General features: G+C 64.7%; 11 protein-coding genes. 6 read left to right on the top strand and 5 right to left on the bottom strand.

Translation table 11 applies throughout. From position 1 onward, the window contains the following. Positions 1-7 precede the first annotated feature (7 nt). The 3 genes from D3F03_RS06050 to D3F03_RS06040 all read left to right on the top strand — a co-directional run bounded on the left by D3F03_RS06050 (position 8) and on the right by D3F03_RS06040 (position 4376). Positions 8-2482 carry a UvrD-helicase domain-containing protein gene (locus D3F03_RS06050; protein ID WP_119108378.1) on the top strand — a complete coding sequence of 825 codons (2475 nt, stop codon included), beginning with the start codon at positions 8-10 and terminating at the stop codon, positions 2480-2482. A 92-nt stretch (positions 2483-2574) separates the two neighbouring features. Then, on the top strand, positions 2575-3852 hold the full coding sequence (locus D3F03_RS06045; protein ID WP_119108377.1) for an HD-GYP domain-containing protein: 1278 nt from the start codon (positions 2575-2577) through the stop codon (positions 3850-3852). 56 nt (positions 3853-3908) lie between these two features. Further along, positions 3909-4376 carry a GNAT family N-acetyltransferase gene (locus D3F03_RS06040; RefSeq protein WP_119108376.1) on the top strand — a complete coding sequence of 156 codons (468 nt, stop codon included), beginning with the start codon at positions 3909-3911 and terminating at the stop codon, positions 4374-4376. Between the two features lie 219 nt (positions 4377-4595). On the opposite strand, the gene D3F03_RS06035 is transcribed toward D3F03_RS06040, so the two are convergent. The 5 genes from D3F03_RS06035 to D3F03_RS06015 all read right to left on the bottom strand — a co-directional run bounded on the left by D3F03_RS06035 (position 4596) and on the right by D3F03_RS06015 (position 10348). After that, the gene (locus tag D3F03_RS06035) at positions 4596-6572 is read right to left on the bottom strand and encodes a PhoX family protein (RefSeq protein ID WP_119108375.1); all 1977 of its coding nucleotides are present in this window, start codon (positions 6570-6572) and stop codon (positions 4596-4598) included. Positions 6573-6761: 189 nt separating this feature from the next. Further along, entirely contained in the window at positions 6762-7598 is an 837-nt protein-coding gene (locus D3F03_RS06030; protein ID WP_119108374.1) for a BPSS1780 family membrane protein, read from the bottom strand. Further along, on the bottom strand, positions 7595-8575 hold the full coding sequence (locus tag D3F03_RS06025) for a homoserine kinase (RefSeq protein WP_119108373.1): 981 nt from the start codon (positions 8573-8575) through the stop codon (positions 7595-7597). The genes D3F03_RS06030 and D3F03_RS06025 overlap by 4 nt, the downstream gene beginning before the upstream one ends. An 89-nt stretch (positions 8576-8664) precedes the next feature. Next, positions 8665-9042 (bottom strand): hypothetical protein, encoded by a 378-nt coding sequence (locus tag D3F03_RS06020; protein WP_119108372.1) that lies wholly within the window; start codon positions 9040-9042, stop codon positions 8665-8667. Positions 9043-9136: 94 nt separating this feature from the next. Beyond that, positions 9137-10348: a serine hydrolase domain-containing protein gene (locus D3F03_RS06015; protein WP_245960505.1), complete on the bottom strand. Its 1212-nt coding sequence runs from the start codon at positions 10346-10348 to the stop codon at positions 9137-9139. A 146-nt stretch (positions 10349-10494) separates the two neighbouring features. Here D3F03_RS06015 and polA point away from each other — a divergent pair, with 146 nt between their 5' ends. From polA to D3F03_RS06000, 3 genes are all read left to right on the top strand, one after another. Next, on the top strand, positions 10495-13287 hold the full coding sequence (gene polA / locus D3F03_RS06010) for a DNA polymerase I (RefSeq protein WP_119108371.1): 2793 nt from the start codon (positions 10495-10497) through the stop codon (positions 13285-13287). Between the two features lie 211 nt (positions 13288-13498). Then, a complete protein-coding gene (locus D3F03_RS06005; protein ID WP_245960504.1) occupies positions 13499-14233 on the top strand; it encodes an AzlC family ABC transporter permease in 735 nt (244 codons plus the stop codon). Then, on the top strand, positions 14230-14535 hold the full coding sequence (locus tag D3F03_RS06000; protein ID WP_119108369.1) for an AzlD domain-containing protein: 306 nt from the start codon (positions 14230-14232) through the stop codon (positions 14533-14535). The genes D3F03_RS06005 and D3F03_RS06000 overlap by 4 nt, the downstream gene beginning before the upstream one ends. Positions 14536-14585 lie beyond the last annotated feature (50 nt).

Here is a 14585-nt window from a genome sequence, read left to right as displayed (position 1 = left end):
TCGGCGCATGTTCCCACAAGACCCGGTTTCGCGTGCGCCGCAGGACGACGCCTTCCCCGCGCAGAGCGTTGCGCCGCTCCAGCCCACTTCGCCATCCCCAGCGGCTTCGCCGCTTCTGGCGAACCTCAACCCCGAGCAGCTCGCTGCCGTCACGCTGCCGTCGGGCCATGCGCTCATCCTCGCTGGCGCCGGTTCGGGCAAGACGCGCGTGCTCACCACGCGCATCGCCTGGCTGCTGCAAAACGGTCTGGCCACGCCGGGTGGCATTCTGGCCGTCACCTTCACCAACAAGGCCGCCAAAGAGATGGTCGCGCGGCTGTCGGCCATGCTACCGGTGAATGTGCGCGGCATGTGGATAGGCACCTTCCACGGCCTGTGCAACCGGCTGCTGCGCGCGCACCACAAGGCGGCGGGACTGCCCCAGGCGTTTCAGATTCTCGATACGCAAGACCAGCTCTCGGCCATCAAACGGCTGTGCAAGCAGTACAACGTGGACACCGAGCGCTTCGTCCCCAAGCAACTGCAATATTTCATTGCCGGCTGCAAGGAAGAAGGCCTGCGCCCCGGCGACGTACCCGCCAACGACAGCGACGCGCGCAAGAAGGTCGAAATTTACCAACTGTATGAAGAGCAATGCCAGCGCGAAGGCGTGGTCGATTTCGGTGAGCTGATGCTGCGCAGCTTCGAATTGCTGCAGGGCAACGACCCGATTCGCGCGCATTACCAGCGCCGCTTTGCGCACATCCTGGTGGACGAATTCCAGGACACCAACAAGCTGCAGTACGCCTGGCTCAAGCAGCTCGCGGGCGATGAGGTGGCCGGCCACTTCGAGCCGCACGGCAGCGTGATGGCCGTGGGCGATGACGACCAGAGCATCTACGCCTTTCGCGGCGCGCGCGTCGGCAACATGCAGGACTTCGTGCGCGAATTCGATGTGCAGCGGCAAATCAAGCTGGAGCAGAACTACCGCAGCTACAGCAACATTCTGGACAGCGCCAACGCGCTCATCAGCCACAACAGCAAGCGCCTGGGCAAGAACCTGCGCACCGAGCGTGGCCCCGGCGAGCCGGTGCGCGTGTACGAAGCATCGAGCGACCTGCAGGAAGCCCAGTGGATGGTCGATGAAATCCGCCAGCTCGTGCGAAACGACGGCGTGGCGCGGCAAGAGGTGGCCATCTTGTACCGCAGCAACGCGCAAAGCCGGGTCATTGAAACCGCGCTGTTCAACGCTGCCGTCCCTTACCGTGTCTATGGCGGCCTGCGCTTTTTCGAGCGCGCCGAAATCAAGCACGCGCTGGCCTACCTGCGCCTGCTCGAGAACCCGCAGGACGACACCAGCTTTTTGCGCGTGGTCAACTTCCCGCCGCGCGGCATCGGCGCGCGCAGCCTGGAGCTGCTGCAGGATGCCGCCAAGGGCGCTGGCTGCTCGCTGCACGACGCCGTCACCAGTATGACCGGCAAGGCGGGCAGCAACCTCACCGCCTTTGTCGCGCAGATCGACGTGCTGCGCGAGCAGACCCAGGGCCAGCCGCTGCGCGCCATCATCGAGCAGATGCTCGAATCCAGCGGCTTGCTGGCGCATTTCCGCGCCGAGCGCGACGGCCAGGACCGCATTGAAAACCTGGAAGAACTCGTCAACGCCGCCGAGAGTTTTGTGATGCTGGAAGGCTTCGGGCGCGACGCCGTGGCCTTGCCGCTGGACGAGCATGGCCAGCCGCTCACGCAAAGCCCCGCCAGCCAGGGGCTGGACCCAAATGCGCCACTCGTGGATGCGCCGCTTGCGGGCCCGCCGGGCGTAGACCAGGACACTGGCGAAACGCTCTCGCCGCTTGGCGCCTTCCTGACCCACGCCGCGCTCGAAGCCGGCGACAACCAGGCCCAGGCCGGGCAGGACGCCGTGCAGCTCATGACGGTGCACGCCAGCAAGGGCCTGGAGTTCGATGTGGTGTTTATCGGCGGCCTGGAAGAGGGGCTGTGCCCGCATGAGAACGCGCTCTCAGAGCAGGGCGGCATCGAGGAAGAGCGCCGCCTGGTGTACGTGGCTATCACCCGCGCCCGAAAGCGCCTGTACTTGAGCCACTCGCAGACCCGCATGCTGCACGGCCAGACCCGCTATGGCATCAAGAGCCGCTTCTTCGACGAATTGCCCGAATCGGCGCTGAAGTGGATCACACCCAAGCAATCGGCTTTTGGCAAAACTGCTCCTTTTTCAGGAGCTTGTAGCGCTTATGGGACAAGCGCTAGAGGCCAATTTGGCTTGAATTCTGAGCGCTTCGCCAGCCCACCGGTGCCACCGCAGAAGCAGGCGCCCGCCCACGGCATCGCGGCGGGCAAGAACGTGTTTCACGCCAAGTTTGGCGAGGGCAAGGTGCTGGCCATCGAAGGCGCGGGCGACGACGCGCGTGCGCAGGTGAGTTTTGGCCGGCATGGCACCAAGTGGCTGGCGCTGGCGGTGGCGAAGTTGACGGTGGTGGAGGGTTGAATCATGGCGGGTAAAGGGGCTCTTCTGCTTAGCGTCTTGCGGTTGAGTTTCCTATCCGTCCTGGCTATTCTGATGTTTTGCGCCGTTGATCAATGAATTCTCCCGCCACGCTTACCATTTCTGTTGATCAATTATGCGTTGGTCTGTATGTGCATCTGGACATGAGTTGGCTGGATCATACGTTTGCCCGCAATAGTTTCATATTAAAGAATGCCGGGCAGATCGACGCCATCAAGCGGTTGGGTATCAAGCGGATTCGGGTGGAACCGGCGCGTAGTTCAACCCGCCCTTTGCCTTTGACCGCCCCAGTGCCGGCACCAGCGGAAGTTGTCGCCCCCAGTGCAGAAGAAAACGCCTTGATCAGTGAGAAAAAAGCGCGCATCGAAAGAATCCTTGCCGAGCGTGCTGCGATTTCAAAATGTGAAAAAGCCTTCGCCAAGGCGGGCAGCACTTTAAAGAATATCGAGCGCAATGTGTTTTCCAGGCCGCAAGACGCTTATGCCGATGCGGATCAATTGGTACAGCAGATGCTCGATGGCCTGCTGGCGGACAAGAGCATCGCTATCCACCTCATGAACGACAAAATTGCCGGTGAGGATGTGTATTTTCATTCGCTCAATGTATCGGTGCTGGCGATGATGCTGGCGAAAGAGCTGGCGCTGCCAGCCGAGGATATCAAGGCCATTGGCATCGGTTGCCTGTTTCATGATATCGGCAAGGTGGAAATTCCCGCACGCATTGTGAATTCGACGCTTCCTCTCAACCGTGCAGAAAAGAACTTGCTGCAACTGCATTGCCAGTATGGCCTTAATGTGGTGAGAAAAATTGGCTTGCCGAAAGCGTCGCTAGATATCATCGAGCAGCACCATGAGCATATGGACGGCAGCGGCTACCCCAATCATTTGCGTGGGGAGGAAATCGCGTTTTTGGCCCGTATTGTCTGTGTGGTTAACACTTTCGATAACCACTGCAACCGCACCAACCCGGACGATTCTCTGACGCCTTTTGAAGCTTTGTCGATGATGTTCAAGCAGCAGCGCCACTTGTTTGACCCGGTGCCGCTGAATATGTTTATCCGCTGCATGGGAGTCTATCCCCCGGGCACGCTGGTGAAGTTATCGGATGAATCGTTGGGTATGGTGATTTCCATTAATTCTGGCAAACCATTGCGGCCCAGCGTCTTGATTCATGATCCGGGCGTGCCGAAAAATGAGGCAATCATTCTGGATCTAAGCCAAGAGACCGATATCGAGATCAGTGCCAGCTTAAAACCCAGCCAGCTTAGCCCGGAGGCCTACGACTACCTGAGCCCGCGCAAGCGGATGAGCTATTTTTTTGATACGCCGAAAGTGGAGACGAAGAAGTCTTAGAACTTATCGTGGACTGAAGTCTGATTTTCCCCTGATTCGTCTCGCACCGGAAAAATATGAACACCCTTACCGTTCGCCAAGCTGTCCTGTCCGACCTCGATGCGCTGGTGGCGCTCTTTGACCGTTATCGCCAGTTCTATGGACGTGAGAGTGATGCCGGTGCGGCGAGGGCGTTTTTGTCGGCACGTTTCAATCATGGCGAGTCGGTTCTCTTTATTGCGTTGGAAGGCGACCGGCCAGTCGGTTTCACCCAGCTGTATCCGAGTTTTTCATCGGTGTCGCTGGCCCGCATTTTTGTGCTCAACGATCTCTTCGTGGAGGCATCGGCGCGCAGAAAAGGGGTGGCCGCGTGCCTGATGTCTGCAGCGGTTGCCTTTGCAAAGGCCGTGGGAGCGGTGCGCCTCTCGCTGTCAACCGCGGTGACCAACAAAACGGCGCAGGCGCTGTACGCGTCCGCCGGTTGGAAGTGCAATGAGCAATTCCTTGTCTATGAGCTTCCCATCCCGACACAAGCCGGTCTTTAAGCGCGTTTGAACGGTGGGCCCGGTTTGCAGGACGCAGAGGGGCGGGTGAAAATTGGCGCCCTGCGCGCAAGGCCCGCTGCTGTGATGCCGCCTCAAGGCCTGTTGCATCCGGCGCCTCAAAACCATCCCGAAAAGCAAGCCCAATCGAGGCCAAAGCACACCGCGCAAGCAAGCATGCTTGCTTGCCGGCAGTCGGGCGTTCTTGCCTCGAACGAAGCCTCACCCCAACGTCATCTGCGTTGGCATTCCCGTCAAATAGCCGACCGCGGCGCCAAACTTGTTTTTGTAGTTCGCCTTGATCAGCGGATCCAGCGTGTCTTTGACCACGCTGTGGATGCTGCCCCAGTCGCCCGCGTGCTGGAAATTGCTCATGATGTACATCCAGCCGTTGACTTCGTCCACCGCGTGCAGACCGGTGGATTCACCGCCTGTCGGCACCGACATCACGCGCGAGAGCATTTTGGTGTCGACGTTGTAGGCCCACAGGAAATTGTTCACGTGCTGGCTGCTGTCTTCTCCGATGAACAGGGTGCGCAGCTTTTCCGAGAATTTGAGGTTGTCGGGGTTGGCGACCTTGTTCGGGTTGGCCGTGTTGCCCAGCGCGTCGCCCTTGAGGGTCTTGCCATCGGTGTCCAGCAGATCCTCGCCGGCCAGCAGGGGCTTGGTGTCCGCAGGCATCCATTCGCTGTTGATGGCCGTGCCGCTGGTGTCCTTCTGGCTGCCCTTGAGGTTGAGCGCCATCACCACTCCGGCCACGAGTTGCTTGGGCACCGAGATGTTATTGCCCGGCACGTTGGCGGCGTTGCCGGCCACCATGGAGGCCTGCACATTCTGCAGCGCCGAGTAGGCGATCTTGTCCTTGATGTTGACGGTCGTGCCTTCCATCTTGCTGAAGCCCATGCTGGCACCCTTGAAGGCGGCGTAGCGGTGGGTTTCGAGGAAGGCGGCGGCCTTTTCCATCCCGGGGTTGATCTTGATCCACTCGGTCTTGCCGTTGGCGACGATCTTGGTGTATGCGGCATCGGCCGGGTCGGCCTTGACCACGGTCATGATGTCCGTGGGCTTGAGCGTGTTGGCCAGGGCTTCGATCTCGGCGCTGGTGGCCGAGCCGAGCTTGATCCAGGTCAGCGCGGCGGCCGTGCCCACGGCGGGGTCAATGGAGAAGCCCGTGCCCAGCTTGGCCGCGTACAGCGTGCCCGAGGACAGGTCCTTTTCCTTGTCGGCGACGAAGACGAAGTAGCCGCTGTTGGTGGCGTCGTCGCCCATGAAGGTCGTGCGGTTGTCGGGCATGACCTGCACCAGCTCGTGCGAGAGGCGGCCCATGCAGTAATGCTTCTGGATGCTGCCCGTGCCGTCGGGGTTCACGGTCACTTCGGGCATGTGGCCGTAGTGGTAGGGGTTGGCCGTGGCGGCATTGCCGTACAGGTTCTGGCTGTAGGCCTGGAACATGGTGTTGCTGGCAATTCCGAAGGCATCGGGTTCATATTCCTCGCTCGACAGGTGCGTGCCCCAGGGCGAGAGGCTGGCGCCGCAGGTGATCCACAGGCCGTGCACCTTGGAGGTGTCGACGTTGTGGTACTTCACGAGGCTGAGCTTGCCGGTGGCCTGGTCCTGGTCGAGCGTGAGCACGGCGATCGGCGAGGGCAGCTTGCCGTACATGTCTGTCTTGCCGTCTTGCGCCCAGGTGGTGTATTCGAACTGCACCACGGCAAATACGGCCTTGCCCTTGATGCCGGTCACGGTGGGGTTGGCGACGGTCAGCAGCGAGGTGCCGTCGGGGGAGTCGGAGAAGTATTGGCGCTCTTTGCCCGGCACCGTGGCGTCGATGATGGGCTGGTTGTGGATGTCGTAGTAGCCGCCTGACAGGATCGTGCCACCCTTGCCATCAGAGACCATGTCGCCGGTCACGAAGAAGGGCTGGTAGGCCAGTTGGTAGGTCAGCACCGACTTGTCGCTCAGCGTGATGTTGAGCGCCGAGCCCACCGTGGTGGTGGCCATGGCGGCAGGGTTGGCCAGCGTGGGCGCGGCCATGGTGGTGAAGGCGGCGGACACGTAGCTGGCCTTCGGTGCGGGGTCACTGCCGCCGCCGCAGGCGGCCAGCATCGCGGCCGAGGCGCTGGCGCCCAGCGGCAGCAGGGGCACACCGGCCAAGAATTGCAGGGCTTTGCGGCGGGTGGGCGTCGTCGTGTGGGGCATGGTGGTTTCCAGAAAGGGGCGGTGAAAGGCGGGCGGCGCGCCCAGAAGGCAGGCCAGGTCCGCCGAGGTTTTGGAGCGGGCGGGTGGCCCGTTTCCTGCCCTGGAGACTAGAAACGCAATGTGACAGGCATTTGAAAAACAAAAAACCCGGCCAGACCGGGTTTTTTGGGAGCGAGCGCGGTTCTGGCTCTATTCGGACGCGGTTTCTGCCAGTGCCGCAGGGGCTTCGGGGGCTTGCGTGGCGTCGGGCGGCTCAAAGCAATCGCGAAAGGTGAACACAATCGACGTAAAGCACATGGCGGCCAGCATCATCGCCAGCGCCACCATGGTGCCGCCGAGCACGGTGGGGGCGCTCACCAGGCCCATGGCGGCAAGCAGGCCGGAAATCAGGCTCATGGCGATGCCCCCGAGTGCGAACACGAACAGCCAGGCCAGGCCATAGACCGTGAACGCGCCCAGGTTGCGCACGCAGGCAACGAAGCTGAAGAACAGGCTTTTGACCGGTGGCACGCCGTGCCAGTGCACCAGGCCGGGCGCATGCCAGAACAGCAATGAGAGCGGCAGATACAGCAGCATCGCAACCCACATGGCGAGCTGGAAGGCGCCGCTTTCGGCGACCTCTTGCGTCAGCGGCGCGCCGCCCAGGTACACCTGGGCAAACTGTCCGCCGTCAAACAGTGCCGAGACCCCAATGATGAGCAGAAAACCCGCCGCATACAGCGCGCCCAGCACCGCCATGGCACGCAGGCGCTGGCGCCCGGCGCGAAACGCGGTGAGCAGCACGGCAGGCGTGGGAGCGCGCCCCTGCATGGTTTCGGCCGAGGCGACCATCATGGCCAGCGTGGCCGACGGCAGCAGTGCCAGCGCCAGCACCGGGCCGACGAGCGGCAGCAGGGTCGCCACCGACATGGCCGCCATGGTCAGGAAGAACAGCGCTGACAGCGCCATGGGCTGGCGCCAGAAGACGCGAATGCCGCTTTTGACCCAGGTGATGCCGGTGCGGGCGGGGACGATGTGAAGTTTCATGCAGACAGGCAGGTGGAGGCGCAGGCAGAGGGCACAAGAGGGTGGGCGACGCGCTGGCGCAGCACGCGCTCGAAATGCCGCGGGTCGTGGGGCGTCAGCACCTCGGCTTCGCGCGGCAGATGCCAGTCCCACAGGCGCGAAATCCAGAAGCGCAGCGCTCCGGCGCGCGCCATGGCGGGCAGCAGGCTGCGCTCGGCGGCGGTGAGCGGCCGCACGGCCTCGTACGCCCGCAAGAGCGCGCTGGCGCGCTCGGCGTCGTGCGCGCCGCTGGGCAGGTGCACGCACCAGTCGTTCATGCACACCGCCAGGTCGAACAAAAAGGTGTCGACACCGGCAAAGTAGAAGTCGAAGAAGCCGGTGAGCTGCTCGCCCTCGAACATCACGTTGTCGCGGAACAGGTCGGCGTGCACCGGGCCGCGTGGCAGCGCCGCACAGGCGGGGCTCTCGGCCACATGGTTCTGGTAGGCCAGCTCGGCCTGCAAGAGCGCAGTCTCGTCCGTAGCCATTTTTGGCAGTATCAGGGGTGCCGTCTCGTTCCACCAGGCCAGGCCGCGCAGGTTGGGCTGCTGGCGTTCGAACCCGCGCCCCGCCAGGTGCATGCGCGCCAGCATGCCGCCGACGGCCGCGCAGTGCACCGGCTCTGGCGCGAGCTGGCTGTGGCCGGGCAGGCGGTTGACCAGGGCGGCGGGTTTGCCGCAGACGCTGTGCAGGATTTCGCCCTGCGCGTCGCCCTGCGGGTCGGGCACGGGAATGCCGGCGTGCGCCAGGTGCTTCATCAGGTGCAGATAGAAGGGAAGTTGCTCGGCCGTGAGGCGCTCGAACAGCGTCAGCACGTACTCGCCCGCCGTGCAGGTGACGAAGTAATTGGTGTTCTCGATGCCGCCGGCAATGCCGCGCAACGCGACGAGCTCGCCGAGATCAAGCTTGTGCAGCAGCGCGCTGGCCGCTTCGGGGGAGACGGGGGTAAATACAGCCATGGCTCAGGGCACCACGAAAACGGGGCGTTCAAAAAAGGGCGGACGCGAGGCGGGCCGCGGGGCGAGGACAGGGCAGAGGGCGGCGCCGCTCAGAATTTCATCACATTCCACACGCGCGGGCCGGTGGTGGACTCGGCGCCATTCTGCGGGCGGTTGCGCACGCCGTCAGAGGGCAGCACCTCGTAGGAGGGCATGTTGCCGGCGGCGGGCTGCACCGTGATGCTGCGCGTCTGGCCGCCAATGCGCAGCTCATCGACCGTGCTGCCCTGGTCTTGCAGGTGGATGCGTTCGGTGCGCTGCTCGATCCGCTTGTCTTTTTGCTCTGTATTCGAGAGCTGCTCGCGCTTGTCCTGTGTGCCCTGGACGCCATTTTGGCTGGTATTCTGAGCGAAAGCAGGGGCGCTGACGAAAGCCAGCAGCACAAGAGAGGCAAGGGGGGAGGCAATCAATGGGGTTAGGGCGCGCATGGCGCGATTCTAGGCGTGCCGCGCCGCGCCGCTTCCGCGCCAGAGGCGCAGGGCCGGTGAACTGTACCGGCCTGGGCGCCAGCGCCCCATCGGGTCAGCGCGCTGGCGTGGCAGCCGCCTCGTCGTCCACCGCCTTCTGCACAGCGCGGTAGAACGCTTCGCGGGCGTCGCTGGTCGCGCGGTCGCTGGCGCCAGCGGCCCAGTCGGCGTTGGAGGCGATCACGAGCTTGCGCTTGGGGTCGATGAAAATGCCCTGGCCGAAGATGCCGCGCGCGGCAAAAGCGCCGGTGTCGTACGTCCACCACTGGTAGCCGTAGCCCCGGCCGGGCTGGCCGGTGGCAGCCTGGCGGGACGTGGCTTGAGCCAGCCAGCCGTCCGGCACGATGCTTTGGCCGTTCACCTTGGCGCCCTCGAGGATGAACTCGCCGAAGCGGGCAAAGTCGCGTGTGGCGGCCTGGAGGCAGCAGCCGCTGATCTCGTTGCCCGTCTTGCTCAGCAGCCAGGTTGCCTGCTGCTCCATGCCCACGGGGTTCCAGACCTTCCCGTACAGATAGTCGGCCAGCGGCTTCTTGATGGCGTGCTCCAGCAGAACGCCCACCAGATTGGTTTCCCCCGTGCTGTAGTGCCAGCGCGTGCCGGCCGGCGCCTCGCGCGGGAGCTTGCGCATGTAGCTCACCAGCGCGTCCACCCCGGCCTCGGGCTTGTGGTTGTTGAACTGGGCCACGTCGGAGTGGGGGTCGGCATAGTCTTCGTTCCAGCGCACGCCGGACGTCATGGTGAGCAGCTGGCGCAGGCTTACGTCGTCGTAGGCCGAGCCTTTCATGTCCGGGAGGTAGTCGCTGACCTTGTCGTCCATGCTCTTGATGAGCCCATCGCGCAGCGCCGCGCCCACCAGCGTGGAGGTGAAGGATTTGGCGACCGAGAAGCTCGTCCAGCGCCCGTCCTTGTCAAAGCCCAGGCCGTAGCGCTCCAGCCGCAGCTTGCCGCCTTGCAGGATCACGATGGCGGCGCTGCGCTGGCTGGCCATGTAGGCGTCCAGGTCGATGGGGAGCTTGAGCGGCTCGCCCTGTGGCAGAGGCTTGGGCGCGCTGCTGGCCGGAATGACGTGCCATTTGGCCAGCAGTGAAATCCGGTCGAGTGCGCGAAAGGCCGCGTCGCGCTGCGGCACGCTCCAGAACAGCAGGTCGCGGTTGGTCGGCGCGGTTTTCAGCAGGGCGCGCGTCTCCTTGTCCAGGCTGAACCAGCCGGCGGTGCCGGCAACGACGAGCGCGGCAAGCGCTCCCAGGGCGATTTTCTTGAGCTTCAATGCAGTCCTCCCAAGTGGGCAGTGCCAAACCAAATGGCGACCGGCGACATTCAACACGAAGCGCTGCCAGGGCGCCAGAGGGCAAGCCCCTTGGCGATGTCCTGGCGGCCACCGCCAGCGCCCGCTTCCTGTGCACAATCTGGCGCATGAGCGACAAAAAAACCCTGCTGCTGGTCGATGGCTCCAGCTACCTCTACCGCGCCTTCCACGCCATGCCCGACCTGCGCGCCGTGCCGGGCGACCCGGCCAGTGCCGCCACGGGTGCCATTCGCGGCATGGTCAACATGGTGCAGGCGCTACGCAAGGAGGTGCGCGCCGACTACGCCGCCTGCGTGTTCGACGCCAAGGGGCCTACCTTCCGCGACGAGATATACCCCGAATACAAGCAGCACCGCAGCCCCATGCCCGACGACCTGCGCGCGCAGATTCCGCCCATCCACGAGGTGGTGCGCCTGCTGGGCTGGCCGGTGCTGGACGTGCCGGGCGTCGAGGCCGACGACGTGATCGGCACCCTGGCCGTGACGGCCGCGCGCCAGGGCATCGAGGTGATCGTCAGCAGCGGCGACAAGGACCTGGCGCAGTTGGTGGACGAGCACATCACCATCATCGACACCATGAACGGCAAGCGCCGCGACCTGGCCGGCGTGGAAGCCGAGTTCGGCGTGCCACCACGGCTGATGGTGGACTACCAGACGCTGGTGGGCGATGCCATCGACAACGTGCCCGGCGTGGAGAAGGTGGGCCCCAAGACGGCCGCCAAGTGGCTGCAGGAATACGGCTCGCTCGACGCATTGGTGCAAAGCGCCGACAAGATCAAGGGCGTGGCCGGCGAAAACCTGCGCAAGGCGCTGGCCTGGCTGCCCACGGGGCGCCAGCTTCTCACCATCAAGACCGACTGCGATCTGGATGCATGGATCGCCGGCCTGCCCCGGCTCGACGCCATTGCCATTGGCGCGCCCGACGTGCCCCGGCTCAAGGACTTCTACGAGCTGTATGGCTTCAAGAGCCTGGCCCGCGCGCTGGAAACCGCGTCCCCAGCCGCCACCAACGCTCCCGATGTCGCCATGCCCGGCCAGAGTGGCGACCTGTTCGCCGACCACTCCGCCAGCCCCGTGGCCGAGGCCGCGCAGCACCGCAGCGTGGTGTACGACACCGTCCTGAACTGGACCGACTTCGACCAGTGGATGCAGCGCCTGCAGGCGGCCGAGCTGGTGGCCCTCGACACCGAAACCACCTCGCTCGACGAGATGCGCGCCGAAATCGTCGGCATCAGTTTCAGCGTGCAGGCGGGCGAGGCGGCCTATATCCCCCTGGCCCACGCCGGGCCGGATGCGCCCGAGCAACTGCCGCTCGCCGACGTGCTGGCGCGCCTCAGGCCCTGGCTGGAAGACGGGAAGCGCCACAAGCTCGGCCAGCACATCAAGTACGACCGCCACGTGTTTGCCAACCACGGCATCGAAGTGCAGGGCTACGCGCACGACACCATGCTGCAAAGCTACGTGCTGGAAGTGCACAAACCGCACAACCTCAGCAGCCTGGCGCTGCGCCACACGGGGCGCAGCGGCATCAGCTACGAAGACCTGTGTGGCAAGGGCGCGCACCAGATTCCTTTTGCCCAGGTGCCGGTCGACAAAGCCGCCGCCTATTCCTGCGAAGACTCGGACCAGACGCTGGACGTGCACAACGCCCTGTGGCCGCTGTTGCAGGCCGACGACAAGCTGCGCTTCATCTACGAGCTGGAGATCGCCAGCAGCGAGACGCTCTACCGCATCGAGCGCAACGGCGTGCTGATCGACGCGCCCACGCTGGCCGCGCAAAGCCACGCGCTGGGCCAGCGCATCGTGCAGTTGGAGACCGAGGCGTATGAAATCGCCGGCCAGCCCTTCAACCTGTCCAGCCCCAAGCAGCTCGGCGAAATCTTCTTCGACAAACTCGGCATGCCGGTGGTCAAGAAGACCGCCACCGGCGCGCGCAGCACCGACGAGGAGGTGCTGGAAAAGCTGGCCGAGGACTACCCCCTGCCCGCCAAGCTGCTGGAGCACCGCAGCCTCTCCAAGCTCAAGGGCACCTACACCGACAAGCTCGCGCAGCTCGCCAACCCGCGCACCGGCCGCGTGCACACGCACTACGCGCAGGCCGTGGCCGTCACCGGCCGCTTGTCCAGCAACGATCCCAACCTGCAGAACATCCCCATCCGCACGCCCGAAGGCCGGCGTATCCGCGAGGCCTTCGTCGCACCGCCCGGCCGCGTCATCGCCAGCGCCGACTACAGCCAGATCGAGCTGCGCATCATGGCGCACCTCAGCGGTGACCAGGCCTTGCTCCATGCCTTTCAGCACGGGCTCGATGTGCACCGCGCCACCGCCGCCGAGGTGTTTGGCGTGGCGGTGGACCAAGTGTCCAGCGAGCAGCGCCGCTACGCCAAGGTCATCAACTTCGGCCTCATCTACGGCATGAGCAGCTTTGGCCTGGCCAAGAACCTGGGGATAGAAACCAAGGCCGCCGCCGCCTACATCGACCGCTATTTCCAGCGCTACCCCGGCGTCAAGCAGTACATGGACGAGACCAAAGCGTCGGCCAAATCCATGGGCTACGTGGAGACCGTGTTTGGCCGCCGCCTGTACCTGCCCGAAATCAACAGCCCCAACGGCCCGCGCCGCGCCGGCGCCGAGCGCGCCGCCATCAACGCGCCCATGCAGGGCACGGCGGCCGACCTCATCAAGCTGGCCATGGTGGCCGTGCAGAAAGAGCTGGACGCGCACAAGCCGGCCATCAAAATGATCATGCAGGTGCACGACGAACTGGTGTTCGAGCTGCCCGAGGCCGATGTGGACTGGGTGCGCCACGACATTCCCCGCCTGATGGCCGGTGTCGCCGCGCTCAAAGTGCCGCTGCTGGCCGAAGTGGGCGTGGGGCCCAATTGGGACAAGGCGCATTGACTGGCGCCGCCAGCAGCACAGCGATGGTGGTGCGAACGGCGCAGGCATTGGGGTCGGATCACGATTTCGCGCAGCGAAACTCTTGCTCAGACCCCAATCCCGGAACTGCCCCCCCTTGCCGGCATCTTGAATGCAGTTGGCGCGAGGGACGTTGGTTTTAGATGTTTTCGGCCTCTAAGGCATATGTAGCAAGCGCTACCAGCTATCAAAATTGACTAATTCGAATTCCTCACTGCCCACCCTGCGGCCCGCCTCCTGGACCCCCGCCATCCGCATGGGCCTGTCCATCGCCACCGCCACCGGCCTCTACGGCGTCTCGTTCGGCGCCCTGGCCGTGGCGGCCGGGCTCACGGTGGGGCAGACCATGGCGCTCAGCCTGCTCATGTTCACTGGTGGCTCGCAGTTCGCCTTCATTGGCGTCATCGCGGGCGGCGGCGTGCCCTCTGCCGCGCTCGGCGCCGCAGCACTGCTGGGCGTGCGCAATGCCGTCTACGCCATGCAGATGAACCACATGCTGCAGCCCCGTGGCTGGCACAAATGGCTCGCCGCCCAGGTCACCATCGACGAATCCACCGCCACTGCCGCCGGCCAAACCGCGCTGGATGAGCAGCGCCGTGGCTTCTGGGTGGCGGGCCTGGGCATTTTCGTGCTGTGGAACCTGTTCACCTTTGTCGGCGCCTGGCTGGGCGACGCCCTGGGCGACCCGCGCCGCTGGGGGCTCGACGGCGCAGCGGTGGCTGCCTTCCTCGGCCTGCTCTGGCCCCGCTTGCGCCAGCGCGAACCCGTGGCGCTGGCGGTGCTGAGTGGTGTGGTCACCGCGCTCGCCTTGCCCCAACTGCCGCCCGGCCTGCCCATCCTCGTCGCTGCTGCCGTGGGCGCAGCCTGGGGTTGGTGGATGCCGGATCGCGCAGCGGCATCGGCAGGCGCTGAAGGGGCTGCACCATGAGCTTGTGGCTCGCCATCCTGGTGGGTGCCGCCGTCACCTACCTCACCAAGCTCTCCGGCTACGCCGTGCCCGCCCGCTGGTTGAACAACCCCCGCATGACGCGCGTGGCGGGCGCCATCACCGTGGCGCTGCTGTCGGCGCTGACCGTGATGAACACCTTTGCCTCGGGCACTGCGCTGGTTCTGGATGCGCGGCTCGCGGCCTTGGCGGTGGCCGCACTGGCCTTGTGGGCGCGGTTGCCGTTCTTGCTGGTGGTGGTGCTCGGGGCGGCGGCCGCAGGAGCCGTGCGGTGGTGGACGTGAGGTGGTGCAGTCCATTGCCAAGGCGGGTGCCGCCCTCCCAGGCGGCAAGC

Source organism: Simplicispira hankyongi (assembly GCF_003570885.1).
Lineage (GTDB): Bacteria > Pseudomonadota > Gammaproteobacteria > Burkholderiales > Burkholderiaceae_C > Simplicispira > Simplicispira hankyongi.
Note: the sequence above shows the minus strand (reverse complement) of the source record. Positions and strands in the feature narration are given on the sequence as shown.

What these genes read in the sequence shown, in the direction of transcription:
- D3F03_RS06025 (WP_119108373.1), bottom strand. Translation starts at nt 8,575, where the DNA reads ATGGCTGTATTTACCCCCGTCTCCCCCGAAGCGGCCAGCGCGCTGCTG.
- D3F03_RS06040 (WP_119108376.1), top strand. Translation starts at nt 3,909, where the DNA reads ATGAACACCCTTACCGTTCGCCAAGCTGTCCTGTCCGACCTCGATGCG.
- D3F03_RS06050 (WP_119108378.1), top strand. Translation starts at nt 8, where the DNA reads ATGTTCCCACAAGACCCGGTTTCGCGTGCGCCGCAGGACGACGCCTTC.
- D3F03_RS06035 (WP_119108375.1), bottom strand. Translation starts at nt 6,572, where the DNA reads ATGCCCCACACGACGACGCCCACCCGCCGCAAAGCCCTGCAATTCTTG.
- D3F03_RS06045 (WP_119108377.1), top strand. Translation starts at nt 2,575, where the DNA reads ATGAATTCTCCCGCCACGCTTACCATTTCTGTTGATCAATTATGCGTT.
- polA (WP_119108371.1), top strand. Translation starts at nt 10,495, where the DNA reads ATGAGCGACAAAAAAACCCTGCTGCTGGTCGATGGCTCCAGCTACCTC.
- D3F03_RS06020 (WP_119108372.1), bottom strand. Translation starts at nt 9,042, where the DNA reads ATGCGCGCCCTAACCCCATTGATTGCCTCCCCCCTTGCCTCTCTTGTG.
- D3F03_RS06030 (WP_119108374.1), bottom strand. Translation starts at nt 7,598, where the DNA reads ATGAAACTTCACATCGTCCCCGCCCGCACCGGCATCACCTGGGTCAAA.
- D3F03_RS06000 (WP_119108369.1), top strand. Translation starts at nt 14,230, where the DNA reads ATGAGCTTGTGGCTCGCCATCCTGGTGGGTGCCGCCGTCACCTACCTC.